Origin of the sequence: Haloarchaeobius ordinarius (assembly GCF_051801355.1) — an archaeon.
Lineage (GTDB): Archaea > Halobacteriota > Halobacteria > Halobacteriales > Natrialbaceae > Haloarchaeobius.
The window spans coordinates 221,434-245,578 of record NZ_CP196560.1 but is presented as its reverse complement, the minus strand read 5'-3'; the positions used below and the strand labels follow the sequence as shown (position 1 = coordinate 245,578).

Genomic DNA, 24,145 nt, shown 5'->3' with positions numbered 1-24,145 from the left:
CGTGATGGTTATGAGTCACTGCACTGAAACACCGGTATGGTCTCCGTCTTCTCCGCGTTCGCGGTCGTGTTCGCCCTCGCCGGCGTCGTCCTCCTCGGCTACGGCACACTCTCGCTTCGTGACGCCTATCGAATCCACACAAACGACCCGAAGTCCGCGTACGAGGCCCGGAACAGCGGCCTCTTCGAGATAGAGGGGACCGCGAAACCCCACGAGGAGTACGTCCGCTCGCCGTTCACCGACGCGGACTGTCTCGTCTGTCACTGGAAGGTCGAGGAGTACCAAAGTAGCGGGAAGAACAGTCACTGGGCGACCATCGACGAGGGGACGTGGTGGCGGCCCTTCCGGGTGGAAGACGACACCGGGAGCGTGCTGGTCGACCCGCGCGGGGCGCGGTTCTCGCTCGACGAGTCGAGCCGCATCGAGGTCGATGGCGGGACGATGCCACCGGAGACGGTTCAGCAGTTCATCGACGTCAACGAGGAGGTCGACTCCGAGAACACGTCGCTCGACCTGAAGCTGTTCACACTCAAGACCGGGAACGACCGGCGCTACGTCGAAGAGCGGCTGGACATCGGCGAGACAGTCCACGTCATCGGACACAGCCGGCCCGACCCCGACCGCGAGTTCGGCTCGCGGCTATACGCCATCGTCGGGGCGCCAGAACGACTCGACAGCGGGTTTCTCGGAAACGTCCTCGCCCGCGTCCGCGAGCCACCGTTTATCGTCTCGGACACCAGCGAAGCCGGTGTAGTCCGGCGACTGGCGTACCGGGCCGTGGTCCCGGTCGTGCTCGGCCTCGTCGCTCTCGCGTTCGCCGCGGTGTGGCTGTGACGACGCCCTGTCCGCATCCGCGGCCTTTTTCGCCCCCCGAATCCAAGGGTCGGCCATGTCAGCGCTGCGTGACGCGTTACGGGACCTGCCGGACGCGGTGTTCGCCGACTTCCTCGAATCCGACGAGGCGTATCTGCTGGTCATCGACCTCCCGGGTGTGACCGCGGACACGCTCGACGTCGTCGTGAAGAACGGCCGTCTCACCATCGAGGCACGCCGCGAGAAGGACGTCCCACCGGAGTTCCGCTACGACCGCGAGGACCGCTCGATGTTCCTCGACGCCGAACTCCCCCTGCCGCCGGACGCGACGGCCGAGGGTGCCGAGGCGACGGTGGAACGTGGCGTCCTCCGTCTCACTCTCCCCAAACGGGGTGCCGCAGAGGAGACGACAATCGAGATACGGGACGCCGAGTAAGCCTGGGTGGTCACGCTGGTCTCCCTCCGCGCCTACTGGCGCTTCTTCGTCGTCGCGCGTCAGTTCCTTCCCCTGTTGCTCGCGTACGCCCGTGACCGCCGGAAGTACCTGCTCTTCGGCGGCACGCGGCAGGTCGACCGAGAGACACGGGTCCGTCGTGCCGAACGACTGCTCGACTCTCTGCTCACGCTCGGCCCGACGTTCATCAAACTCGGACAGTTGCTCTCGACCCGCCCCGACATCCTCCCGGCGGAGTACATCGACGTGCTCGCGTCGCTCCAGGACGACGTGCCCGCGGCCCCCTGGGACGAGGCCAGGGTCGTCATCGAGGACGAACTCGGCCCCGTCGACGAGGTGTACGACGAGTTCGACACCACGCCAATCAGCGGCGCGAGCCTCGGGCAGGTGTACCGCGCCAGGGCCGACGGCGAGGAGGTCGCGGTCAAGATTCGGCGCCCGAACATCGAGTCGCTGGTGAACGCCGACCTCACGGTCATCAAGTGGTCGCTCCCGCTGTTGATGCGGTTCGTGGGCGAAGCACGGGCGTTCTCGCTGGAGAACCTCGCCGACGAGTTCGCGAAGACCATCCGCGAGGAGATGGACTACCAGCGCGAGGCCCGGATGCTGAACGAGATTCGGGACAACTTCGCCGACGACGAGGACATCGTCATCCCGGACGTGCTCGCGGGGTATTCGGGGCCGCGCGTGCTCACGATGCACTACGTGACGGGCACGAAGATAAACGACGTCGACGAACTCGACGCGAAGGGTATCGACCGCAGCGCGGTCGCCGAGACGCTCCAGCGTGCCTACCTCAAGATGATAATCGAGGACGGCGTGTTCCACGCCGACCCGCACCCCGGCAACCTCGCGGTGCGAGACGATGGGGCCATCATCTTCTACGACTTCGGGATGTCCGGCCGGGTCGACTCGTTCGTCCAGGAGAAGATCGTCGAGTTCTACATCGCCGTCGCCAACCAGGACATCGACGGCATCCTCGATTCCCTCATCGCCATCGGGACGCTCTCGCCCACCGCAGACCGGCAGGTGATGGGCGAGGTGATGGAACTCGCCATCGCGGACGCACGCGGTGACGACATCGAACAGTACCGCGTGAACCAGATCGTCGGCCAGATCGAGGACTCCATCTACGAGTTCCCGTTCCGGCTGCCGGCGAACCTCGCGCTCGTCCTCCGGGTCGCGACCGTGGTCGAGGGCGTCTGTGTCACGCTGGACTCGAACTTCGACTTCATCAGCACCGCGACGGAGTACCTCACCGAGGAGGGCTACCGCGAGGAGTCCATCAAGCAGTTCGTCGACCAGACGAAAGACCAGGCCTGGGAGTCCGCCCAGTCGATGCTCCGGGTGCCGCCGAAACTGGAGAACACGCTCGACCGCGCCCAGCGCGGGAACCTCACGGTGCAAATCGAACTCAACGACTCCTCGGGGACCCTCGACAAACTGGCGAAACGGCTGGTGTACGCCCTGTTCTTCGCGTTCGGGCTGGTCTCCTCGTCTGTGCTCTACGCGGCCGGTGGCGTCTGGGAGGTCCGCGTCGCCGCCGTCATCGCGGCGTTCTCGCTGCTCACGCTGGTTGGCCTGTGGCGGTCGTTCCGGACGAAGAAGGGTATCCGGGCCCAGCCGCAGTTCACCCGCCAGAACCTCAGAGAGCGCCGCGGGAACGAGTAGTCTAGTTCTCCTGCCTGTCGATTTTCAGCTGTGCGACTGCGTCCGAGAGCGTCGCGTCAGTCAGTTCCCGGGCCGCCACGACGTGGTCCGCACAGAACCAGGCCATGTGCGGCGGATGGCCGGGTCCCTCGGGCAGGTCGTCGCCCTCGTCCCTGGCGAAGGCGAGGAGGTCGCCGCCGTCGTCGGGTCCCTCGTGTCTGAAGTCACGGCCGCAGAGGCGACAGATGGGGGGTTTCATGGGGTCTGCTGGTCGCCGGAGGAGGTGTGTGTTGCGGCCGATACCTGTCTTTCACTCCGGCGCGCGCTGACGAGCGTGGTGAACGGCAGTGAACCCGCGAGTCGGTGCCGCGCGAGGGACGACCGGAGTGACGCTTGCGGAACGGAGGGAGTCGGCTGGGGAGGGTGTGGTGCGGTCATCGCCACCAGCGCGAGTGACCTGCTGGTCGTCGTTCACCACGAGCAGTCAGCCGCCCAACCTGCACAGGAATCGCGAGCAGTCAGCCGCCCAGCCAGCCACGCACAGAACCGACACCCAACGACCTTTCTACCAGCCCACCTCACCACCAGCCATGGACATCGAGCCCTTCGGCCTCGAACGCTGGTTCGGGCAGTACGAACACGGCGCGGACATCATGCTCGCGGAGTCAGGAATTCGCCCGCTCGACTCCGGGCGCTTCGACACCGACCCCGGCGAGCTGAACTACGTCATCCCGACGGATGGCGACCCCGAGTTCCGAGCAGAGGTGGGCGAGCGTTACGGCCGCGGGGCCGACGAGGTGTGTTTCACCTGCGGGACGCAGGAGGCTAACCTCCTCGTGTTCCTCTCGCTGCTCGACGAGGGCGACCACGCCGTCGTCGTCACGCCGACGTATCAGGCGCTCCACGCCGTCCCGGATGCAGTGGGCGACGTGACCCGCGTCTCGCTCTCTGAGGGTGACTGGCGACTCGACGTGGATGCCGTCGCCGACGAAATCCGCGAGGAGACGAAACTCGTCGTGCTGAACAACCCGAACAACCCGACCGGGCGGTACCACGACGAATCGAAGGTCAGAGAACTGTACGACCTCGCGGCCGAGAACGACGCGTACCTGCTCTGTGACGAGGTGTATCGATTACTGGACGACGACCCGCTCCCGCCGGTCGCCAGCCTGGGCGAGTGGGGCATCTCCACCACCAGCCTGACGAAGGCCTACGGGCTGGCAGGCCTGCGATTCGGCTGGATAGCCGGTCCCGAGGAGGTGGTCCAGCAGGCGGTCGAGTGGAAGGACTACACGACCATCTCGCCGCCCATCTTCGGCCAGCACGTCGCGAAGCAGGCACTGGGCGAGCAGGAGGACGAGATTCTGGCCGAGAACCGCGAGCTGGCGAAGACGAACCGCGATATCGTCCGCGAGTTCGTCGCGGAACACGACCTCGAGTGGTACGACCCGGTGGGCGTGAACGGGTTCGTCTCGGTGCCGGAGGGCTTCGCGGACGCCCGGGAGTTCTGTGTTGCCGTGGTGGAAGAGGAGAGCGTCGTACTCGCGCCCGGGGACCTGTTCGGGTTCGACCAGTACTGGCGGCTCGGGTTCGGGCTGCCGACCGGGGAGTTAGCGGAGGGACTGGAACGCGTCGCCCGGGTCATCGAGCGCGGCGGGAACTGACGCGCTGTCTTTCGTCCCGTGGGTCAGTCTGCAACCGAGGGGCCCGCGGGGCCGCCTTCCGCCTTCGATAGCGGCCGGACCGGGGAGACGGCCATCCACAGCACCCCGGCCCCGACCGCGACGGCGACACCGGCCAGTGCGACCGCGGTGACGACGCCGGTCGACTCGGCGAGGACCCCGCCGCCCAGCGATGCCAGCCCGGAGGCCAGCGAGAGCGCCATCGAGGCGCCCGAGAGCACGGTCGCCCGGCCGACGTCGGCGAGTCGGTCGTTGAGGTACTGGTTCCGGACCGGTTCGAGGATGGTCTTGACGCCCCGGTTCAGGAACAGCACCGGCACCACCAGCACCGGGACGACCAGCGCGCTGGCGTACAGTAGCCCGACCACGGGCGCGACGAGGAGGAACACCCCCGAGACGCCGAGGTGGTCCTCGAACCAGCCCGCGGAGGCTGCGACCGCCGCGGAGACGAGTTTGAACGCGGCGTACATGAGCCCGAAGGCGGGCAGGGGAATCCCGACTGCCGCGGCAGCGGGCTGCTCGAACGACCGCGTCATGCCGAACAGGGCGGCGAACAGGGCCGCATAGACCAGGAACCACCGGACGGATGGGCGGCCGAGCTGGAGCCGCAGGGTCCGAACTGCATCTCCGACGCCGAACACCTCGTCGACGGGTGCGTCGGCGTCGTCGGCGTTGTCGGCTTCGGCGTCGACCGTCGAACCGACCGCCGGCAGGGTGAACAGGACCGGAATCCCGGTGGCCGCCAGCGCCGCGTTCGCGAAGAACGGGATGGCCCAGTCGACCGTCGCCAGCACGCCGGAGAGAAGCGCCGTCGCGGCCGAGACGACGAGCAAGACCGTACTCGCGCGGCCACGATACCGGGCGAACTCGTCTGCGGCCCCGTGGCTCGCGAGGAGTTCGTACAGCCAGGCGTCGGTGGTGCCGGAGCGGAACGCCCAGCCGGTCGCCCAGACCACGTTGAGCAGCATGTACTCGACCGGCGAGTCGAGGAACACGTAAGCGACCAGCGAGAGCGCGGAGAGCCCGTTCCCCAGCGCGAGGCTCGCCCGCCGGCCGATTCTGTCGCCGAGGTAGCCTGTGGGTATCTCGGCGGCCACCAGCGCGAACGAGAAGACGGCCTTGATGGCCCCGATTTCGGCGAGTCCGAACTGCTGGACTTCCAGCAGGTAGAGCACGCTGACCGGCAGGTAGAGCCCGTAGGAGTTCGTGAGGTAGTAGAGGTAGAACCGTCGAACGAGCGGGCGAACGTCCGTCATCACGGATGGATAGTCGACTGCCACTATAATGGATTTTTTCGGAAACCGATTCCTGTACTCGAAGTGGTAGAACTGGGCTGTGACTCCGGTTCTCGCTCAGCCTCCCGAAAACACCCAGCACGAGCGACCGTTCAAGACGTATTAGAACTGTTACTTGAATTCGTCTCAGCGAGCGCTTTAGTGCCTCTCGTCGGTATCTGGATACAGCAGATGTCTTCCGAACCACACGTCGTCGCCCTCTGCGGTAGTCTCCGCGAACAGAGCAAGACGCGAGTCGTCCTTCACGAGGCGCTCGCCGCGGCGAGCGAGGCCGGCGCGACCACCGAACTCCTCGACCTGCGCGAGTACGACCTCCCGCCGGTGAACGCCGACGACATGGACGCTGGCGACGCGCCAGCGCTCCGCGAACGGGTCGCGGCCGCCGATGCTGTCCTCCTCGGCACGCCGAACTACCACGGATCGTACGCCGCACCGCTGAAGAACGCGCTCGACTACTGTGGCCGTGACGAGTTCGAGGGGACGACCGTCGGCCTGCTAGAGGTCGCCGGCGGGAGCTACCCGAAACCCGCGCTGGCACACCTCCGGGGAGTCGCCCGGACCCTGAACGCGTGGACGCTCCCGCTGGAGGTCGGCATCCCGAAATCACACGAGACGGTCGGTCGGGACGGCATCACCGACCCCGAGATAGAGGGCCGGGTTCGCCGCCTCGGGCGAGAACTCGTCGCGTACGCCGGCGTCGACCGGTATCCAGAACTGGCGGCTGAGGCCGAGTCGGGAGAACTGCCCACCGGAATTGGAGGGCGCGCCTGAGCGATGGACCCGAGCCAGTACCTCGACCGTCTCGGAGTCGACCCGGCGACCGTCGAGGACCCGGACCTGACGACCCTCGCGCGCATCCAGCGGGCACACGTCACCACGATTCCGTTCGAGAACCTCTCTATCACGGGCCACCCGCACCGTGACGAACCGGGTGCGGGCGTCACGCTCGCACTGCCAGCCCTCTACGAGAAGGTGGTCGACCGGCGGCGCGGCGGCTTCTGCTTCGAACTCAACGGACTGTTCGGCTGGTTGCTCGGCGAGCTCGGCTACGACCGCGACCGCGTCGCCTCGATGATGCTGAGCGACGACGGCGACCCGAGTCCTCCCGCGAACCACCACACGAACGTTGTGACGGTCGACCGGCGGCGGTACGTCGTAGACGTCGGGATGGGTATCCCCGTGCTTCGAGAGCCACTCCCGATCGACGGCGAGGAACTGACGGACGAAATCGGGGTGCAGTGGCGTGTCGCCGAGAGCGACCGGCCGGACGCCGACTACGTCACACAGTACCGGAAGCCGGACGCGAACGCGGAGTCGGACGGTGAATCGGACGCGGAGTCGGACGAAGGTGGGTGGAACAACCGGTACGTCTTCCGGGACGTCCCTCGAAAACTCTCGTTCTTCGAGGCGACGTGTGAGTATCTGGCCACCGCGCCGGAGTCGACGTTCACCGGAGACCCTGTCGTCACCATCGCGACCGACGATGGGCATCGGAAGCTGACGGCCGAGACCGTGTCGCGGTCGTGGGGTGCGGAGATGGAAGAAGAAGCAGTTCCGACGGCAGAGTGGGACGACGTACTGCAGGCCGAGTTCGGTCTCGACTACTGACTCACAGCGGGAGGAGGTGGATGAACTCCTCGACCTCGACGTCGTCGACGCCGTAGGCGGTGACGCGGCGGCCGTTGTGCGAGAACTGCGTGTACTGCGGCGACATCACACCGACGACGCGGTCGATGGGGATGGAGACGTAGTCGTAGTCCGCTGTGTTGACCTGGTCGAAGCCGACGACCCAGTCCCAGCCCTCGATGACGAACGCGGCGTCGACCTGTGCGGGCTGGTCGTCGGCGTAGTATATCTTCGCGACGGAACTGGCTTCGGGGTGGGGCATCGTGGTGCTCATGCCATCCAGCACGCCGCGGGAGGACTTATAGACGTATTGATACTTGATGGCAAGCGTGCCGCGGCCGGTTCGCCGTCTCACTGGCCCTGAACACACAGGGCCCAGTAGCAGCACCCGGGCCAATCTATATGTGTGTAGACACTTCTTTTCAACCTGTGTTCGCGATTCGGTCCACGGCGACCGGCCGCGACGACCCGACCATGACAGACCAGCAGACCCACCGGGGAGACGACGTGACGGAGTCAGTGGTTCGACCCGACCTCGACACACTGGCGGCGGTACTGGACGCGGACTGCCGCCGTTTGCTCACCCGACTCGGAACCAGCCCACAGACCGCGACAGAACTCGCAGACGCCTGTGACCTCCCGAAGTCGACGACGTACCGGAAACTCGACCAGTTGCGACAGGCTGGCGTCCTCGAAGAAAGTGTCCGCTTGCAGACCGCAGGCAAGCCCGCGAGTCAGTACGAACTCACGCCAGCCGAGTTTCGCGTCCGCGTGACCACGGACGGGTCGGTCGTGGTCGACGATGGCTCGGACTGACCGCCTTCGGTACCGGCCAGTCTGGGCCTACCCGAGTAGGTAGGTCAGCCAGCGGTTCTGCTGGACGAACTCCATATCCTCCAGCCAGGCGTCGACGCCGAGGATGCGACCGGCACCGAACGCCCCGAGCCCGAACAGGAGCATCGCGTAGACGACGTGGTCGTCGATGATGAACGAGTGTTCGAGGGGAAAGCTCGCCAGCCAGTAGAACAGCATCATGATGGCCGCCCAGAACGCGCTCCAGCGGACGAACGCACCGAGTATGAGTGCTAACCCGGTGAGCGTCAAGCCCCACATGTTGAGGGGGTCTATCAGCCAGAGCCAGTCCGCGGCCATCGTCTCCCAGAAGCCGGCCATGAAGTTCTCGCCCGAGGCAGCGCCCATCAGGAATCCGCGGGCGGACCAGTCGCCGGCGAGTACCTTGTCGATACCCGCGTAGAAGAGGACCCAGCCCATCGTGAGCCGCATCCCGAGTAGCGCGTAGCCGACCCACGTCTCTGAGTACTCGAAGCCGGTTTGTCTGCCGAACAGTTCCATCTCGGGTTCTCTGGTTGCCATGGTGGGTTCACCAATGTTACCATACAACAAGGTGGTACTTATACCGACGAGAGACTTCCAGCCGGGTGAGAAAAAGGTCGCGGGCGACCGAATACGGCCCGCGGGCCGCCATCGAAAGCCGCCGCGACCGCTGTAGCGTTCCAAACCGTTTATACCAGTACGGAGGGAACGCAGGAACATGGCTAAAGAGCAAAAGGAAGTCCGTGACCTCCAAGAGGGCAGCTACGTGATGATCGACGACGCCGCGTGTAAGATCAACCACTACTCCACAGCCAAACCCGGTAAGCACGGCAGTGCGAAGGCCCGTGTCGAGGCTGTCGGTGTCTTCGACGGCAAGAAGCGCTCTATGTCCCAGCCCGTCGACGCCAAGTGCTGGGTCCCCATCATCGAGCGCAAACAGGGGCAGGTCGTCTCCGTCGAGTCCGACACCGTCGCACAGGTTATGGACCTCGAGACGTACGAGACCTTCTCGATGTCCATCCCCGCGGACCTCGACGTCTCGCCCGACGACGAACTCGAGTACCTCGAACTCGACGCACAGCGCAAGATCGTCTAGATGTTCCCCGGAGCCCTCGCCGACCGCGACGATTCGGACTACGTGGTCGTCGGGGCTCCACTCGACGTCTCGACGACCTTCCAACCAGGCACGCGGTTCGGACCGGACCGCGTTCGCCGTTTTTCCGAAACGTACGACGACTACGACCACCGGACGGACCAGCACTTCTCGGACCTGCGTGTCCACGACCACGGCGACGTCCGCGCGTGGGACGACGCCGCCGAGTACCTCGACTACCTCGAGGGAGTCTGCCGCGACGCGGTCTGGGACGACGCGATTCCGCTCGTTCTCGGTGGCGAACACACCGTCACGCTGGCGAACGTCAGGGCGGTCGACCCGGACGTGTTCGTCTGTCTCGACGCCCATCTCGACCTGCGTGCCGAATACGACGGCAACGAGTTGAGTCACGCGACGGTCACCAGGCACGTCCTCGACATCGCCGACGAGGCGGTCGTCCTCGGTGCGAGGACCGGGTCCGAAGCGGAGTGGAACCGGGCCGCCGAGGCCGACGTGACCGTCGTCGCTCCCGAGGACGTGGCTGACTGGGAACCCGACGTCGGTGATTCCGCGGTGTACCTGTCGGTCGACATCGACGGAGCAGACCCCGCGTTCGCACCCGGGACGGGGACGATGGAACCGTTCGGGCTCACGCCACGAGAGATGCGTGACGTGGTCCGGGCACTCGGTGACACCGGCCAGGTCACCGGGTTCGACGTCGTCGAGGTGAACGACCGAGACGACGGCCAGGCCGCCGCGCTCGGCGGTAAACTCCTGCGGGAGTTCGTCTTCGCCGACGCCGCGAGCCGGTAGCGCTGGTCTCGCCCAGGCGCGGTCGCTCTGGCGGTCGCCTGTTCTTCGCACCACGTGTCCGCAGAAAGTGCAGCGGCCGTCGGTCGCTCAGTCCAGAATCTCGACGCCGTCGTCGGTCACGCGCACGTCGACGAGGCTCTTGACGTCGTAGTCCATCTCGACGGTCTCGGCTTCCGTCCGGCGGATGACGGTGACCACGTCGGCGACGTTCGCGCCCACGTCGTCGAGCGCCTCGGTGATGGCGGCGATGGAGACACCGGTGTTCATCAGGTCGTCGAGGACGAGCACGTCGTCGCCCGAACTCACGTCGTTGAGGTAGTAGTCCTCGCCGTCGAGGTCGAAGGCGACCTCGTCGTCGAAGCCGTACTCGCGGTTCCGGATGACCACGAGCGGGATGTCCGCGACGAGCGAGACGGCGGTCGCGACGTGCACGCCCATGGTGACGGGCGTGACGATGACGTCCACGTCGGCGAGGTCGGCGACGCGACAGATGCCGTTTACGACCTCACGCATGAGGTGGGGGTCGAGTGTGGGGATGCCGTTGCTGATGGGGTGGACGAGGTAGCGATACCCGTCGTCCTCGATGAGTGGTGCCTCGTGAATCGAGCGTCGAAGTGCGTCCATACAGGTGTCTGACCGACCGATGCGAAAAGCGGCCCGGTTCTCGGGCAACGTCCAGACTGCTACCGAATCTCACGGGGGCGTGTCGCAATCACGGGGCCGTGTCGCCATCACGATTCGCGGTGCTCGGTCGGTTTCGATGCAGCACCGCCCTCGTCCACGGCTGGAGACCCGTGGAGGAGTTCGTGGACGCCGATAACGAGCGCCGGGACGACGACGATGAAGACGTGCTCTTCGATGGGGATGCCCAGCAGTTCGACCCCGGTCCGCATCGGGATGGCGAATACACCGACTTCGAGTGTGTACCAGTCCCAGACGTACGCGACGGGGTAGAGCACGAGTACGGTCTTCGCGGCCCGGCGGAGCGCACCCGCACGCCAGAGCAGGGCGAAGGCGGCCGCCCCGAAGACGACCTCCGTCGCGAGGTAGGTCCAGGGGCCGAGAATCGTGATGTCCGGCAGCACGTCCGCCGATTCGGGCGCTACAGGCAAAATCCTACGGGCCTGTAACCGGCGGTATCTTGAAGACCGATGCGAGAGAACTCTGACGGTGTACTATGGATATTTCTGATATCGCGACTACGGAGTTCATCGAAGTCGACGTCGGAATGCGACTCGGGAAGGTTCGCTCGCTGTTCGAGCGGGAGAACCCCAAGGGTATCATCGTGACCCGAGACGGCGAGTACGAGGGTGTGCTCTCCGAGCGCGTGTTGCTCCAGTCGCACGTCGAGGACGACGCCAAGGTCAAGGCGCTGGTCAAGCCGAGCCGGAACGCGCCGGCGCCGAAGGTCGACCGCCACGAGGACGTGCGGGAGACGGCGCGCGTCCTCGTCGAGGGAGGGGTGAAGGTGGCACCCGTGTTCGAGGGTGAGGACCTCTGGGGCATCGTCACGGCCGACGACATCCTGGACGCGGTCTTGCACAACCTCGACGCACTCACCGTCGAACAGATCTACTCGGACGACCCCGTCACCATCGGCGAACAGGACGGGCTCGGGAAGGTCATCAACCTGCTCCGCGAGCACGGCATCTCGCGATTGCCAGTCGTCAACGACGAGGGCTACCTCACCGGCGTCGTAACCCGTCACGATATCGCCGACGTGGTCATCCGCGACATGAACAAAGCGACCACGGGCGAGCGCGCGGGTGACACCGACCGCGTCCTCGACATGCCCGTCTACGACATCATGACGAGCCCGGTCACGACCACCACGGTCGACGCCTCAGTCGAGGACGCCGTGGCGACCATGCTGGAGAACGACCTCGGTGGGCTCGTCGTGGTGAACGACGACGACGACCGCCTCGTGACCGGGGTCGTGACCAAGACCGACGTCCTCCGTGCCCTGACGTTCACCGAGGAGGAGCACATGGACGTCCAGATTACGAACATCAACCTGCTCGACACGCTCTCGCGGGAGGAGATTCGCCAGTCCCTGGAGGAAGTCGTCGATAAGTACCAGAAGATGGACGTCCTGCACGTCCACGTCCGCTTCCAGGAACACAAGGAGAAGCTCCGTGGTACCCCGCTCATCTACAGCCAGATTCGTGTCCGGACGACCAGCGGGCAGGTCGCCGGCTCCGGCGAAGGCTACGGTGCCGAATCTGCCTTCCGCGTCGCACTCGACAAGCTAGAGCGGAACGTCCTGGAGATGAAGAACTACCGCTCGGACGAACAGTACCGCGGGCAGCTGTTGCGCAAACTCGACGAACTCTAATCGACCAGCCGTCCTTCTATTCGACCAGCGGAACTAGACGTCGGCTGCGGCGATACCCGAGTCGGTTATTTTGAACTGAATCGTGTCCCCTGCGGGCTTCGCTCGATGTTTCTCCAGTGTCGCGCGCCGGTTCCCGCCGCGGAACCGGTCGATGCGGACGACGCTCCCCATCCAGTGTTCGAGCGTGTTCCCACCCAGTGCGCGGGTTCTGTCGCTGTCGATGTCCGAGAACACCTGGTTCGTGAGCAAGACGGCGAAGTCGTGCTTGCGGGCGAGCGAGAGCAGATGGGTGACCTGCCGCCCGACCTTCCGGAGTGCCTCGCCCCCTTTCGAGTCCTCACCACGTTCGAGGCGGTAGAACCCGGTCGCGGAGTCGACGACGACGAGGTCTGCCCGGTCCGCGAACCCGTCCACGTCGCGGACGGCCTCCTCCTGTTCCTGGAAGTCCAGTGCTTCCTCGACGATGATGCGACCGGTGATGTCCTCGACGGACTCCGCCGACCGGGCCGCGCGGGCGTTCGCGATCTGCTCGAAGCGGTCGAGCGAGAGGCCTTCCGTGTCGATGTAGACGACGGTTCCACCGCGGGCTGCGGTCTCGACCGCAGAGACGAGCGCCACGTTCGTCTTCCCGGCCGCTGGCGGTCCGTACACCTGCGTGACGGTGCCTCGCTCGAACCCGCCCCCGAGGAGTTCGTCGAGGTCCGCACACCCCGTCTCGATGTTCCCTTGCACGTTCCCCCGTGGGTCGGACCCGGATAAAAAATCTCGGAAAGCGTGGGCGGAACTCGAACTTTATACCGGTCGGCACGAAAGGAGAGGGAGTGATAGTCGTCGCCACCGCCGACTTCGAAGTCTACCACGGTGTCGTCAACGAGTTACGTGACCGTGGCGTGACGTTCACGACCATCGAACCCGAGGACGAGTTGCCGGACCGGACAGAGGTCGTCATCACCGGCGAAGACGAGGACGTCGAGGGGCCGAAAGTGGTCCACGCCGACCCCGGGGACCCGCGGCGAGCCGTCGACGCCGCACTCGTCCACCTCCGGGGTGAGGGCGGTCGGACCATCGTCGGAGTCGACCCTGGCCATCGACCCGGCATCGCCGTTCTCTCGGGTGAGATGGTCGTCGCGGCGTTCCAGGTGCCGGTCGACGACGCGGTGGCGGTCATCGAGCGCGAGGTCGCGGACGCGGTCGACCCCGTCGTCCGGGTCGGTGACGGGGCCCGTCTCGAAGGCGCGAGCATCGTGAACGGCCTCGACGACGTGCGGGTCGAACTCGTCGACGAGACGGGGACGACACCGTACCTCGGCACCGGTGCTCGCGGGATGGGCGACGTGCTGGCCGCGGTGAACATCGCCCGGCTGGAGGGTGAGGTCATCGAGAACCGGGACATCGAACCGACCGCGGGCGAGTTGCAGGTCATCAAGAACCGCTCGCGCGAGCAGTCCGGCGAGAACCGCGCTATCGACGAGGAGCTAGCTCGCCGCGTCGCGGCCGGCGAGTTGACCATCGAGGAGGCGCTGGCGTTGCATCGCGGCGACGAGCGTGCGGCTTCTGGACGGTCGGAAGACGAAGAAGAATAGGTCGGTCGACCCGTTGGAATACAGCGAACGGTCGGTGAGACGTGTCTCCAGCCGTCTCGGGGTGGTCGGTTACTTCGCGGCCCAGTCGCACTCGGTACAGGCCGGAACGCCTTGCACGTTGACGAGGTCCCCGTCGCAGTTCGGACAGGCCATCGTGACGGCGACGCCACCGTCCGCGACGACCTTCTTGCGCTTTTTGGACTCCGTCTCGTCGGTTTCCTCGGTCTGGTTCGCGTCGTTCTCGTCCGTCACAGGGGCCGCGTTGCGCCACATCCCGAACGTGAAGGGGTGGTTGTCGTATATCGATGTCTGCGATTCTTCCTCCGCATCAGTACTCTCCTCCCCAGGTGATGTGTTGGTGGCAGTCATCCTCGGTCGCTATCGGAAAATTCGGACTCGTAGCATATAAGGCTAGGTGCGGATGTGTATCTTGGACTAAGGTATATTAAAATAATATAAGGACAACGAACTTACTACCGTACGTCTTACGAGTGACTTAGTATCGTCTCGGTTCTACATACGTGTGAGGTACATACTCACGAGGTCCGAGCCGGTCCCGGCCCCGTCGGGCTGACCGACGAGACTGGCAAGCCGGTAGGCCTTTGTAGGCTTCAGGACTAACCAGAAGTGTTAGCATACAACATGGAACTGACGGTGAATCGACCGCCTACCCCCGGGACCAAAAACCCTATCGGGGCGCGAGACGCATTTCAGACCATCCCCGTAGCCCAACAATCATGAACGAAGTTCAATTAGAGGTCGCCAAGGCGTACCCGAACGATTCGGGACGCGGTATCGCCAGGCTCGACCCGGACACGCTGTTACATCTCAAGCTTAGCCCGGGCGATATCATCGAGATAGAAGGTGCAGATACGACCGCCGCCAAGGTGTGGCGCGCAGACCGACAGGACTGGAACACAGACACGGTCCGCATCGACGGCTTCACCCGCCAGAACGCCGACGTGGGCATCGGCGAGCGGGTGACCATCCGAAAAGCAGAGGCCACCAAGGCCGACAAGCTCGTCCTCGCTCCCCCCGAGGAAGCGTCGGTCCAGTTCGGCTCCGACGCTGCCGGCATGGTGAAACGACAGATACTGAAGCGACCGGTCGTCGAGCGCGACATCGTCCCGGTCATGTCGAGCACGAACCACCCGTTCATGCGCTCGCCGGGCCAGGCTATCCCCCTCATCGCCGTCGAGACCCAGCCCGACGGGGTCGTTCTCATCACCGAGGACACCGAAGTCGAGTTGCGAGAAGAGCCCATCTCCGGCTTCGAGAAGACCGGTGGCGGCATCACCTACGAGGACATCGGTGGCCTCCAGGGCGAGATTCAGCGGGTCCGCGAGATGGTCGAGCTCCCGATGAAGCACCCGCAGATCTTCAAGAAGCTCGGCATCGAGCCCCCGCAGGGTGTCCTCCTGCACGGCCCGCCGGGCACGGGTAAGACCTTGCTGGCGAAGGCGGTCGCCAACGAGACCTCTGCGAGTTTCTTCTCTATCGCTGGGCCAGAGATCATCTCCAAGTACTACGGTGAGTCCGAACAACAGCTCAGGGAGATATTCGAGGACGCCGCCGAGGAGTCCCCGGCCATCATCTTCATCGACGAACTGGACTCCATCGCGCCCAAGCGCGAGGACGTGACCGGCGAAGTCGAACGCCGTGTCGTCGCCCAGTTGCTGACGATGATGGACGGGCTCGAAGCCCGCGGGCAGGTCATCGTCATCGCGGCGACCAACCGCGTCGACTCCGTCGACCCGGCACTCCGTCGCCCCGGCCGTTTCGACCGTGAGATCGAAATCGGTGTGCCGGACGAGGAAGGACGCGAGGAGATACTCCAGATCCACACCCGCGGCATGCCGCTGTCGGACGACGTGAGCCTGGACCACCTCGCTCACGAGACCCACGGCTTCGTCGGTGCCGACATCGAGAGCCTCACGAAGGAGGCCGCGATGAAGGCACTGCGCCGGTACCTCCCCGAGATAGACCTCGACGAGGAGGACATCCCGCCGAGCCTCATCGACCGGATGATCGTCAAGCGGGCGGACTTCAGCGGGGCGCTCAACGAGGTCGAACCGAGCGCGATGCGCGAGGTCCTCGTCGAACTCCCGAAGATATCCTGGGACGACGTCGGCGGTCTGGAGATGGCCAAGCAGAACATCCAGGAGTCCATCGAGTGGCCGCTGAACAACCCCGAGAAGTTCGAGCGGATGGGTATCGACCCACCGGCCGGTGTCCTGCTCTACGGGCCGCCGGGGACCGGGAAGACGCTGATGGCGAAGGCGGTCGCCAACGAGACGAACGCGAACTTCATCAGCGTGCGCGGCCCGCAACTGCTCTCGAAGTGGGTCGGTGAGTCCGAGAAAGCCATCCGGCAGACGTTCCGGAAGGCCCGGCAGGTGGCCCCCACGGTCATCTTCTTCGACGAGCTCGACTCGCTCGCCCCGAGCCGGGGCGGCGAGATGGGCTCGAACGTCTCCGAGCGGGTCGTCAACCAGCTCCTGACGGAACTGGACGGCCTCGAGGAGATGGGCGAAGTGATGGTCATCGGCGCGACCAACCGGCCGGACATGATAGACCCGGCACTCATCCGCTCTGGCCGCTTCGACCGGCTGGTCATGATCGGCCAGCCCGACGTCGAAGGGCGCGAGCAGATCCTGAAGATTCACACGGGCAAGATTCCGATGGCACCCGACGTCAGTCTGCGAGAACTCGCAGAGCTCACCGACGGCTACGTCGGGTCCGACCTGGAGTCCATCGCCCGCGAGGCGGCCATCGAGGCGCTGCGCGAGGACGAGGACTGCGAGGTCGTCGAGATGCGCCACTTCCGCAAGGCGATGGAGTCGGTCCGGCCGACCATCACCGAGGACATCCTCGACTACTACGAGCAGATGAAAGAGGACTTCAAGGGCGGGACGGCCGACGTCGGCCACGACCGCCAGAGCAGCCGTATCGGCTTCCAGTAACCGGGGTCCGGTACCCGGCTGCCGTCACGTCGCCCGGCGAACGCTTTTAAGTCCGTGCGGGTTACACCTCCACTCGAATAGCAGATGCCGTCGGATTCCCCCGTCAGCCCATCCACTCCAGAGCCCGCCGCCGCCCGGAGCGATGGGACATACCGGCCCCTCCGCGACCCGCAGGTCATCTTGCTGATACTCATCGTCCTCGGGACCTTCGCGGTGATGGCCGGCGGACTCGGCACCGGCCCACCGTTCGCCGACGACAACGAATCCAGTGGACCGGTGTTCCCCTTCTTCGATTACGACGGCGAGAAACGACCCGACGCCGAGGCACTCGTCCTCACGGCGAACCGGACCACCATCGACCCCTCTGAGGCGGTCGCGTTCTCGGTGAGTGCGAGCGACAGACCGGTCGCGAACGCCTCGCTGCGTGTCGGCGGACAGACCGTCGAGACCGACCGGAACGGCACCTCGGTGCTGACGTTCGACGACCCGGGGACACACGAGGTGGTGTTGACGCAGACGAAAGGCGACAACGCCTCGACCGAGTCGGTGACAATCACGGTTCGGCGGTACCGGGTCGACCTGGCCGCCTCGGTCGCGACCACCGCTCCCGTCACGGGACAGCCAGTGACCGTTCAGGTGACCCGTGCCGACACGGGCGAACCGCTCGCCGGCAGCGTCGTGACCGGTGACCGGGTGGTGAAAACGGGCAAGGACGGCACCGGGAACGTCACCTTCGCGACGGCGGGGACGCACACCGTCGAGGTTCGGGCACCCGCGACGAAGACCGAGCGGTTCGTCCCTGCGGAGACGACAGTCACCGTCGACCGCCGGGTCGTCCCACTGAATCTCGTCCTCGGGGCGAGCGAGACGCGAGTCGACGACCCGGTCGGAGTCCGCGTCACCCGGGCAGACACCGGTGCGGCGGTGAACGCGACGGTTTCGGTCGGGAACGTGAGTGTCTCGACCGGCGACGACGGACTGACGAACGTCTCCATCCCGACGACTGGCGAGTACACCGTCGAGGCCGCGGCTCCGAAGACCCCCGCGGTCCGGTTCTCGCTGGGGACCGCCGACCTCACGGTTCGCCCCCGGCTGGTCGACCTGCGACTGGCCGTCGACCGGACGACCGTCCCCGCCGGTGAGCGTGTCACGTTCACGTTGTACCGCACGGACACGGGCGACCGGGTCGCCGGGACCGTCGACCTGTACGGCACGCCGTACGTGACCGGCGACGACGGGCGGCTCCGTGTCGCATTCCAGGAACCGGCGTTCGTGACCGCCGTCGGTCGGGCCCCAGAGACGTCGACGACCCGGTTCGTCCCCTCGAGTCGCAACCTCACCGTCATCGGCCCGTCATGGGTCCCCTCTGCGGTCGAGACACCCGAGACGACACGGCGCAACGATTCGGTCACCGTCACCGCGACGGTCGCTAACGAGGGTACCGCGACCGCGACCGAGCAGGTCGCCTACCTCGTCGGTGCCCAGACGCTCGCGACCGACACGGTGTCGCTCTCGCCGGGAGAGACGACGACGGTCACCCTCACCGTCGACGAGGTCGACCTGCCAGCCGGGAACTACACCCAGGCAGTGGTCGTGGGCGACGTGACCGTTCAGACGAACCTGACGGTCACCGCCGAGACTACCAGTCGGATGACAGGGGATTCGAACCGGTCGTTACAGCGTCCGAACACGCGACTCAGCACCGGTACGGACATCCAGCCAGTGCGGCCAGTTCGCTCGATTAGAGCGGCAGAGAAACCGTTATAAAACGTGTAACGTGGCCTAGGGTGGCCGTGAAAGATTTAGGGAAGTCGTATATTTCTGTGAAACGTCGAGAAATAAAACGAACGCTCTGGCGGGTATAAGTCCCTCGGTCGCGTAGTACTGTACGTCGCATGGCAAGTTCTTCGCTCGAACAGACTTCGAACCGCCCCGCTGACGGGAGCAGCTTCCGGCCGGTCCGGATGATGAGCTTCTGGGCTGCCGTCTCGCTCCCGTTCGTGAACGTCGCCCTCCTCACGGTCGGGCTCGACACACCGACCAAGTCGGCGCTCTTCGTCTCGCTGTTGCTGTTGAACCTGCTGGCACTCACACTCGGACACACGTACGAACCCTGAAACCGACGCGCTGTCCCGTGTTTCGCTGCCTGCTTACGACTCCTGTTCTCCAATCGTCCCGAGCGCTTCGACCTCCGCGGTGAGTGCCCGGCGTTTGACGACGGCGAAGCCAGCGAAGATGATTACGAAGCCGACGGCGGTGTACACGTCGATGGTATCGTTGAGCACCGCCCAGCCGGAGACGGCCGCGAAGACGGGAGCAACGTACGACACCATGTTGATCTCGACCGGGCCGAGGCGGTCGAGCAGGTCGAAGTAGATGAGAAACCCCAGTGCACTCGCGAAGATGGAGAGGTACACCAGCGCGGCGATGGCTCGTGGAGTCCACGCGATGGCGGCGAACGATTCGCTGGGCATGGCGACGCTCACGGCGTGCATCAACACCGCGCCGAGTAGCATCGACCACGCCTCCATCGACTCGATGGAGATGTCGCTGTCGATGCGCCGGGTGAGGACGCTCCCGAGGGCGAAAGCGGCTGCCGCACCGAAGACGAGGAGTTTCGAGACGACGGCGTCCGAGAGCAACGCGTCGGGGTCCGGGTGGACGAGCACCGCGACGCCGACGAGCGCGAGGAACATCCCAAGCCACGTCTCGGGCGTCACCGGCTCGTCCGGCAGCAACAGGCGGGCGAACGCGGTCGTCAGGACGGGTGAGAGGGCGACGAGAACGGCCGCCGCCCCGCTGCTGACGGGGCCGGTCTCGCCCACGAACAGCAGGGCGTGGTACGCCGCAATCATGAACACGCCGCCGATGGCCACCTCCAGCCAGGCCGCGCGGGTCCGGGGCAGCCAGTCGTCGACCGCGTAGACGGCGTAGCCGAGCATCAGGACCCCCGCGATGTCGTACCGGAGGGCGGCGAACAGGACCGGGGGGATGTCTGCGACACCCGCCTTTATCGCCATGAACGCGCTCCCCCAGACCGCTGCGAGCACGAGAAAGAGTGAAACGTTCCGGTATCTGGTCACGAGAGAGACGAGCGTGTCGACGGTAAGGAAGCTTTCTATCCCGGGGCGGTGCACCGGTTCGGGTCGGCTATTGGGAGGACGGGAGTGCGATAGAGCCGACCAGAATTTCACTTCCACCCCGGGGCGCACCGTTTATATTGGTGCTCGCATTACTTCAGGTATGGCCGCTCATGGCCGTCCCGCGCTGCGGGATCTGTTCGACGAGTCGCCGACGCCGCACATCGCACACCCGCCTACGACTCACCACCGCGATTTCTACGTCGCCACAGACGGTTCTTACAGAGACTCTGGGCAGGGTGGACTCGGTGTCGTCATCGAGACCCGTGACGGCACTCGCGTCACGCGTGTGTCGACAGGTGACTCACCCCCGGACAACAACGTCGCCGAGTACCGCGCACTGCACCTCGGACTGGACGTGCTCGCCGCCCGTGCGCCAGCGGATGCCCGCGTCGGCATCCTCGTGGACCACAACGACCTCGCGGCGAACGTCAACAACGCGGTACTCGCCACTCGACACCCGGACTGGCAGCCGACCAGACCCTTCGTCGTGCCCCGGGCGAGCGAGAACCACTGGCGTGGGATCCGCGCTCGCCTCTGTGGCTTCGACGAGGTCCGTGCCGCACGGATTCACTCCGACGACAACCCGGCACATCCGCTGGCGAACGCGCCAGACCGCTACGGGCACGTCAACGACGAACCGGAGCGCTGCGTCCTGCCCGAACCGCTCGGCCCGTCCGAGCCGGCAGGGCCGCAGTACCCACCGCCGTCGCGTGCAGACAGGCACGCGTCGGACTGACGTCGGCCCAGACACCGCCAGAACCGATGCTCGAGGGCGACTCCAGGGACGGCTCTCGCTCTCGAAAACAGTGTTCTCTCCGTGAATCGGGTTCCGTACTCGTTCGGAACTCGCCGTCACTCCGTGAGCCTGCGCCTGTCGACGACCACGACCGTGGTCTCGTCACGGATGCCGAGGACCATCCGTTCGCCCGCGGCCACCTCTCCTTCGTACACCAGGTCGCCGCCGACAGAGATGTCGACCAGGTAGTCGGTATCGGTGTCGAACTGGCCGCTCAGGTAGACGCGTTCGGCGTAGCTCAACTCGCGTTCACGGTTGTAGATGGTGGTCAGGTCCTCGAGGCGAGTGAGGCGAATCGAGACGTCCAGCAGGCCCGAGGCGGTGGAGATGACCTCCAGTTCGGGGGCGGGCTTCTCGGGGGCTGCAGTGGTCGTCGTGGTGGGTTCGGCCGGTTCGGTCTCGTCGGCGGGCGAGGTGAGGGGGTCCCGCGTCTCGGGCTCTGCACGGGACTCCTGGAGGGAACGACCGAGGAAGCCAGTCGCTCCGGCAGCCGCGGTCAGCGCGAGAAACCGGCGACGGTCCATACTCGACGCTAGGACTGGGACAGTAAAAGAGCACAGAAAACACAAACAGTCGTTTGAGATACCGCGCCGCGAGATCGAGGTGACAGGTTGCACTACCACCTGTTGTCTCGCTCGGCTCCGCCTCGCTCACGGGTCACTACGCTCCCCGTTCGCGTCGAGGCGACAAAGTCGCCTCGCACCGCTCGCAAAAGCTGGGCCAAAAAGTGACTGCGAAGGCTTACTCGTTCTGCTGGGCGTCGACCACCGCGACACCTGCGAGGTTCACGATGTCTTTGACCTCGTCACCGCGCTGGAGCACGTGGACCGGCTTGTCCATCCCGACGAGCATCGGGCCGATGGCCTCCGCGCCGCCGAGACGCTGGAGGAGCTTGTAGCCGATGTTGCCGGCTTCGAGGTTCGGGAAGACGAGGACGTTCGCGGGCTCGTCGAACTCGGCGAAGTCGTAGGTTCCCTCCAGAATCTCCTCGACGACGGCGGTGTCGGCCTGCATCTCGCCGTCGACCGGGAACTCGACCTTCGGGTCGTCACGGAGCATGCGGGCGGCCCGGCGGGGCTTGCGCGTGCCGGGGTTGTCGACCGACCCGAAGTTGGAGTACGACAGCATCGCGACGCGCGGGTCCACGTTGAACCGGCGGGCGAGGTCGGCGGTGTGTTCGGCGACCTCGGCCAGCACCTTCGCGTCGGGGTCCTGATTGACCGTCGTGTCGGCACAGAAGATGACGCGGTTCTTGAACGTCAGCATGTACACCCCGGCCGCGTAGTTGGCGTCCTCGCGGGTGCCGATGACCTGCAGCGGCGGGCGGAGCGCGGACGGGTAGTGGTGGGTCAGGCCGGTCAGCATCGCGTCGGCGTCGCCGCACTCGACCATCACGCTGCCGAAGTAGTTGGTATCGCGGCGAATCATGTCGACCGCTTCGCTCTTCGTGAGGCCCTTGCGCTTTCGAATCTTGTAGAGGCGGTCGGCGTAGTCCTCGTACTCACCGTCTGCCTCGCGCGGGTTGGCGATTTCTGGGTCGAACTCCAGCCCGAGCCGGTTCCTGGTCTTCTCGATGCGGTTCGGGTTCCCGATGAGGATGGGTTCGGCGATGCCCTGCTCTGCGAGCTGGTAGGCCGCGCGAATCATCTTCTCGTCGTTGCCCTCCGCGAGTGCGATGCGCTTGGGGTCGGACTTCGCCTTGTTGAGGACGACCCGCATCATCTCGCGAGACTTCCCGAGGCGGGCCTCGAGGCGCTCCTCGTACTCTTCGAGGTCGAGTTCCTTGCGGGCACAGCCGGAGTCCATCGCGGCGTCGGCGACGGCCGGGGCGACCTCGAACAGCACGCGGGGGTCGAGCGGCTTCGGAATGATGTAGTCCGGGCCGAACTGCAGGGGCTGGTCGCCGTAGGCCTTGACGACCGCGTCGGGCACGTCCTGCTTCGCGAGGTCGGCGAGCGCCTTCGCGGCGGCGACTTTCATCTCCTCGTTGATCTCGGTCGCGCGGACGTCGAGCGCCCCACGGAAGATGAACGGGAACCCGAGGACGTTGTTGACCTGGTTCGGGTAGTCAGAGCGCCCGGTGGCCATGATGACGTCGTCGTCGCGGGCCGCCTTGGCCTCCTCGTAGCCGATTTCGGGGTCGGGGTTCGCCATCGCGAACACGATGGGGTTGTCGGCCATCGACTGGACCATCTCCTGGGAGACGAGTCCACCGATGGAGAGGCCGACGAACACGTCCGCACCCTCCATCGCGTCGGCGAGGTCGCCGCCGGGGATGTCGCGGGCGAACTCGCGTTTGTACTTGTTCACGTCGCCGGATTCGGCGCGCTCCTGCGTGATGATGCCCGAGGAGTCACACATCGTGATGTTCTCGCGCGTGGCACCGAGCGAGACGTAGAACCGGGCGGTCGCCAGCGCGGACGCGCCGGCACCGGAGAAGACGATGTCGAGCTCGCCGATGTCCTTGTCGGCGATTTCGCAGGCGTTGACGAGGGCGGCACCCGAGATGATGGCGGTGCCGTGCTGGTCGTCGTGGAAGACGGGGATGTCCATCTCCTCTCGGAGCGTCTCCTCGATGGTGAAACACTCGGGTGCGGAGATGTCTTCGAGGTTGATGCCACCGAACGTCGGCTCCATCGAGCGGACGGAGTCGATGATCTTCTCGGGGTCGTCCTCGTCGAGTTCGATGTCGAACACGTCGATGTCGGCGAAGCGCTTGAACAGCACGCCCTTGCCCTCCATGACCGGTTTCGACGCCTGCGCGCCGATGTCACCGAGGCCGAGTACGGCCGACCCGTTCGAGACGACGCCCACGAGGTTGCCCTTCGCGGTGTACTTGTAGGCGTCGTCTGGGTTCGCCGCAATCTCGTTACAGGGGGCAGCGACACCCGGCGAGTACGCGAGCGAGAGGTCTCGCTGTGTGTTTGTCGGTTTCGTCGTCGATATCTCCAGTTTCCCGGGTGGGTCCTCCGCGTGATACTCGAGTGAATCCTCGTCGATTCCCATACTCGGACCTCCACCGGGTGGGACAAAAAGCTAATCGAAAGGACAGTCCGACAATCGTC

The 24,145-nt window shown here is 65.5% G+C and carries 26 protein-coding genes; 15 read left to right on the top strand and 11 right to left on the bottom strand.

The window, feature by feature from the left end:
- Positions 1 to 36 precede the first annotated feature (36 nt).
- The 3 genes from ACSC1R_RS01315 to ACSC1R_RS01305 are packed head-to-tail and all read left to right on the top strand — an operon-like array spanning position 37 to position 2,938.
- Positions 37 to 834, top strand: a complete 798-nt coding sequence (locus ACSC1R_RS01315; RefSeq protein ID WP_439027262.1) for a GIDE domain-containing protein — start codon at positions 37 to 39, stop codon at positions 832 to 834.
- Between the two features lie 55 nt (positions 835 to 889).
- On the top strand, positions 890 to 1,249 hold the full coding sequence (locus ACSC1R_RS01310) for an Hsp20/alpha crystallin family protein (RefSeq protein ID WP_439027261.1): 360 nt from the start codon (positions 890 to 892) through the stop codon (positions 1,247 to 1,249).
- Between the two features lie 6 nt (positions 1,250 to 1,255).
- Entirely contained in the window at positions 1,256 to 2,938 is a 1,683-nt protein-coding gene (locus ACSC1R_RS01305) for an ABC1 kinase family protein (RefSeq protein WP_439027260.1), read from the top strand.
- Between the two features lies 1 nt (position 2,939).
- Here ACSC1R_RS01305 and ACSC1R_RS01300 read toward each other — a convergent pair whose 3' ends face one another.
- Complete coding sequence (locus ACSC1R_RS01300) at positions 2,940 to 3,176, bottom strand: hypothetical protein (RefSeq protein WP_439027259.1); 237 nt, start codon at positions 3,174 to 3,176, stop codon at positions 2,940 to 2,942.
- A gap of 331 nt (positions 3,177 to 3,507) precedes the next feature.
- Between ACSC1R_RS01300 and ACSC1R_RS01295 the strand changes: the two genes are divergently transcribed.
- Positions 3,508 to 4,581 carry an aminotransferase class I/II-fold pyridoxal phosphate-dependent enzyme gene (locus ACSC1R_RS01295; RefSeq protein WP_439027258.1) on the top strand — a complete coding sequence of 358 codons (1,074 nt, stop codon included), beginning with the start codon at positions 3,508 to 3,510 and terminating at the stop codon, positions 4,579 to 4,581.
- Positions 4,582 to 4,604: 23 nt separating this feature from the next.
- On the opposite strand, the gene ACSC1R_RS01290 is transcribed toward ACSC1R_RS01295, so the two are convergent.
- Positions 4,605 to 5,855 (bottom strand): MFS transporter, encoded by a 1,251-nt coding sequence (locus ACSC1R_RS01290; RefSeq protein WP_439027257.1) that lies wholly within the window; start codon positions 5,853 to 5,855, stop codon positions 4,605 to 4,607.
- A gap of 210 nt (positions 5,856 to 6,065) precedes the next feature.
- Here ACSC1R_RS01290 and ACSC1R_RS01285 point away from each other — a divergent pair, with 210 nt between their 5' ends.
- Together ACSC1R_RS01285 and ACSC1R_RS01280 are read left to right on the top strand one after the other, a co-directional pair.
- Complete coding sequence (locus tag ACSC1R_RS01285; protein WP_439027256.1) at positions 6,066 to 6,665, top strand: NADPH-dependent FMN reductase; 600 nt, start codon at positions 6,066 to 6,068, stop codon at positions 6,663 to 6,665.
- A gap of 3 nt (positions 6,666 to 6,668) precedes the next feature.
- The gene (locus ACSC1R_RS01280) at positions 6,669 to 7,502 is read left to right on the top strand and encodes an arylamine N-acetyltransferase family protein (protein WP_439027255.1); all 834 of its coding nucleotides are present in this window, start codon (positions 6,669 to 6,671) and stop codon (positions 7,500 to 7,502) included.
- Position 7,503: 1 nt separating this feature from the next.
- Here the strand turns inward: ACSC1R_RS01280 and ACSC1R_RS01275 are convergent, their stop codons facing one another.
- Positions 7,504 to 7,794, bottom strand: coding sequence for a hypothetical protein (locus tag ACSC1R_RS01275; protein WP_439027254.1), 291 nt, complete (start codon positions 7,792 to 7,794; stop codon positions 7,504 to 7,506).
- 155 nt (positions 7,795 to 7,949) lie between these two features.
- Here ACSC1R_RS01275 and ACSC1R_RS01270 point away from each other — a divergent pair, with 155 nt between their 5' ends.
- The gene (locus ACSC1R_RS01270) at positions 7,950 to 8,336 is read left to right on the top strand and encodes a helix-turn-helix domain-containing protein (protein WP_439027253.1); all 387 of its coding nucleotides are present in this window, start codon (positions 7,950 to 7,952) and stop codon (positions 8,334 to 8,336) included.
- A gap of 27 nt (positions 8,337 to 8,363) precedes the next feature.
- Here the strand turns inward: ACSC1R_RS01270 and ACSC1R_RS01265 are convergent, their stop codons facing one another.
- Positions 8,364 to 8,894: a DoxX family protein gene (locus ACSC1R_RS01265; protein WP_439027252.1), complete on the bottom strand. Its 531-nt coding sequence runs from the start codon at positions 8,892 to 8,894 to the stop codon at positions 8,364 to 8,366.
- Positions 8,895 to 9,072: 178 nt separating this feature from the next.
- On the opposite strand from ACSC1R_RS01265, the gene ACSC1R_RS01260 reads away from it, so the two are divergent.
- Positions 9,073 to 9,450 carry a translation initiation factor IF-5A gene (locus ACSC1R_RS01260; RefSeq protein WP_439027251.1) on the top strand — a complete coding sequence of 126 codons (378 nt, stop codon included), beginning with the start codon at positions 9,073 to 9,075 and terminating at the stop codon, positions 9,448 to 9,450.
- Positions 9,451 to 10,260, top strand: a complete 810-nt coding sequence (speB, locus tag ACSC1R_RS01255) for an agmatinase (RefSeq protein ID WP_439027250.1) — start codon at positions 9,451 to 9,453, stop codon at positions 10,258 to 10,260.
- Between the two features lie 87 nt (positions 10,261 to 10,347).
- On the opposite strand, the gene ACSC1R_RS01250 is transcribed toward speB, so the two are convergent.
- Both ACSC1R_RS01250 and ACSC1R_RS01245 read right to left on the bottom strand, forming a co-directional pair.
- On the bottom strand, positions 10,348 to 10,884 hold the full coding sequence (locus tag ACSC1R_RS01250) for an adenine phosphoribosyltransferase (protein ID WP_439027249.1): 537 nt from the start codon (positions 10,882 to 10,884) through the stop codon (positions 10,348 to 10,350).
- 107 nt (positions 10,885 to 10,991) lie between these two features.
- A complete protein-coding gene (locus ACSC1R_RS01245; protein ID WP_439027248.1) occupies positions 10,992 to 11,345 on the bottom strand; it encodes a lycopene cyclase domain-containing protein in 354 nt (117 codons plus the stop codon).
- Between the two features lie 92 nt (positions 11,346 to 11,437).
- Between ACSC1R_RS01245 and ACSC1R_RS01240 the strand changes: the two genes are divergently transcribed.
- Entirely contained in the window at positions 11,438 to 12,595 is a 1,158-nt protein-coding gene (locus ACSC1R_RS01240; RefSeq protein ID WP_439027247.1) for a CBS domain-containing protein, read from the top strand.
- 33 nt (positions 12,596 to 12,628) lie between these two features.
- Here the strand turns inward: ACSC1R_RS01240 and radB are convergent, their stop codons facing one another.
- A complete protein-coding gene (gene radB / locus ACSC1R_RS01235; RefSeq protein ID WP_439027246.1) occupies positions 12,629 to 13,327 on the bottom strand; it encodes a DNA repair and recombination protein RadB in 699 nt (232 codons plus the stop codon).
- 89 nt (positions 13,328 to 13,416) lie between these two features.
- On the opposite strand from radB, the gene ACSC1R_RS01230 reads away from it, so the two are divergent.
- On the top strand, positions 13,417 to 14,178 hold the full coding sequence (locus ACSC1R_RS01230) for a hypothetical protein (protein WP_439027245.1): 762 nt from the start codon (positions 13,417 to 13,419) through the stop codon (positions 14,176 to 14,178).
- Positions 14,179 to 14,247: 69 nt separating this feature from the next.
- Here the strand turns inward: ACSC1R_RS01230 and ACSC1R_RS01225 are convergent, their stop codons facing one another.
- The gene (locus ACSC1R_RS01225; RefSeq protein ID WP_439027244.1) at positions 14,248 to 14,547 is read right to left on the bottom strand and encodes a hypothetical protein; all 300 of its coding nucleotides are present in this window, start codon (positions 14,545 to 14,547) and stop codon (positions 14,248 to 14,250) included.
- Between the two features lie 368 nt (positions 14,548 to 14,915).
- Here ACSC1R_RS01225 and ACSC1R_RS01220 point away from each other — a divergent pair, with 368 nt between their 5' ends.
- From ACSC1R_RS01220 to ACSC1R_RS01210, 3 genes are all read left to right on the top strand, one after another.
- Positions 14,916 to 17,141 (top strand): CDC48 family AAA ATPase, encoded by a 2,226-nt coding sequence (locus ACSC1R_RS01220; protein WP_439027243.1) that lies wholly within the window; start codon positions 14,916 to 14,918, stop codon positions 17,139 to 17,141.
- Positions 17,142 to 17,225: 84 nt separating this feature from the next.
- On the top strand, positions 17,226 to 18,908 hold the full coding sequence (locus ACSC1R_RS01215) for a CARDB domain-containing protein (protein WP_439027242.1): 1,683 nt from the start codon (positions 17,226 to 17,228) through the stop codon (positions 18,906 to 18,908).
- A gap of 128 nt (positions 18,909 to 19,036) precedes the next feature.
- Positions 19,037 to 19,258 (top strand): hypothetical protein, encoded by a 222-nt coding sequence (locus ACSC1R_RS01210; RefSeq protein WP_439027241.1) that lies wholly within the window; start codon positions 19,037 to 19,039, stop codon positions 19,256 to 19,258.
- Between the two features lie 33 nt (positions 19,259 to 19,291).
- Here ACSC1R_RS01210 and ACSC1R_RS01205 read toward each other — a convergent pair whose 3' ends face one another.
- Positions 19,292 to 20,224 (bottom strand): DMT family transporter, encoded by a 933-nt coding sequence (locus ACSC1R_RS01205; protein WP_439027240.1) that lies wholly within the window; start codon positions 20,222 to 20,224, stop codon positions 19,292 to 19,294.
- Positions 20,225 to 20,384: 160 nt separating this feature from the next.
- Between ACSC1R_RS01205 and ACSC1R_RS01200 the strand changes: the two genes are divergently transcribed.
- A complete protein-coding gene (locus ACSC1R_RS01200; protein ID WP_439027239.1) occupies positions 20,385 to 21,020 on the top strand; it encodes a ribonuclease HI in 636 nt (211 codons plus the stop codon).
- A gap of 116 nt (positions 21,021 to 21,136) precedes the next feature.
- Here ACSC1R_RS01200 and ACSC1R_RS01195 read toward each other — a convergent pair whose 3' ends face one another.
- Positions 21,137 to 21,604, bottom strand: a complete 468-nt coding sequence (locus ACSC1R_RS01195; RefSeq protein WP_439027238.1) for a twin-arginine translocation signal domain-containing protein — start codon at positions 21,602 to 21,604, stop codon at positions 21,137 to 21,139.
- A gap of 217 nt (positions 21,605 to 21,821) precedes the next feature.
- Positions 21,822 to 24,086: an NADP-dependent malic enzyme gene (locus tag ACSC1R_RS01190; RefSeq protein ID WP_439027237.1), complete on the bottom strand. Its 2,265-nt coding sequence runs from the start codon at positions 24,084 to 24,086 to the stop codon at positions 21,822 to 21,824.
- Positions 24,087 to 24,145: the final 59 nt, after the last annotated feature.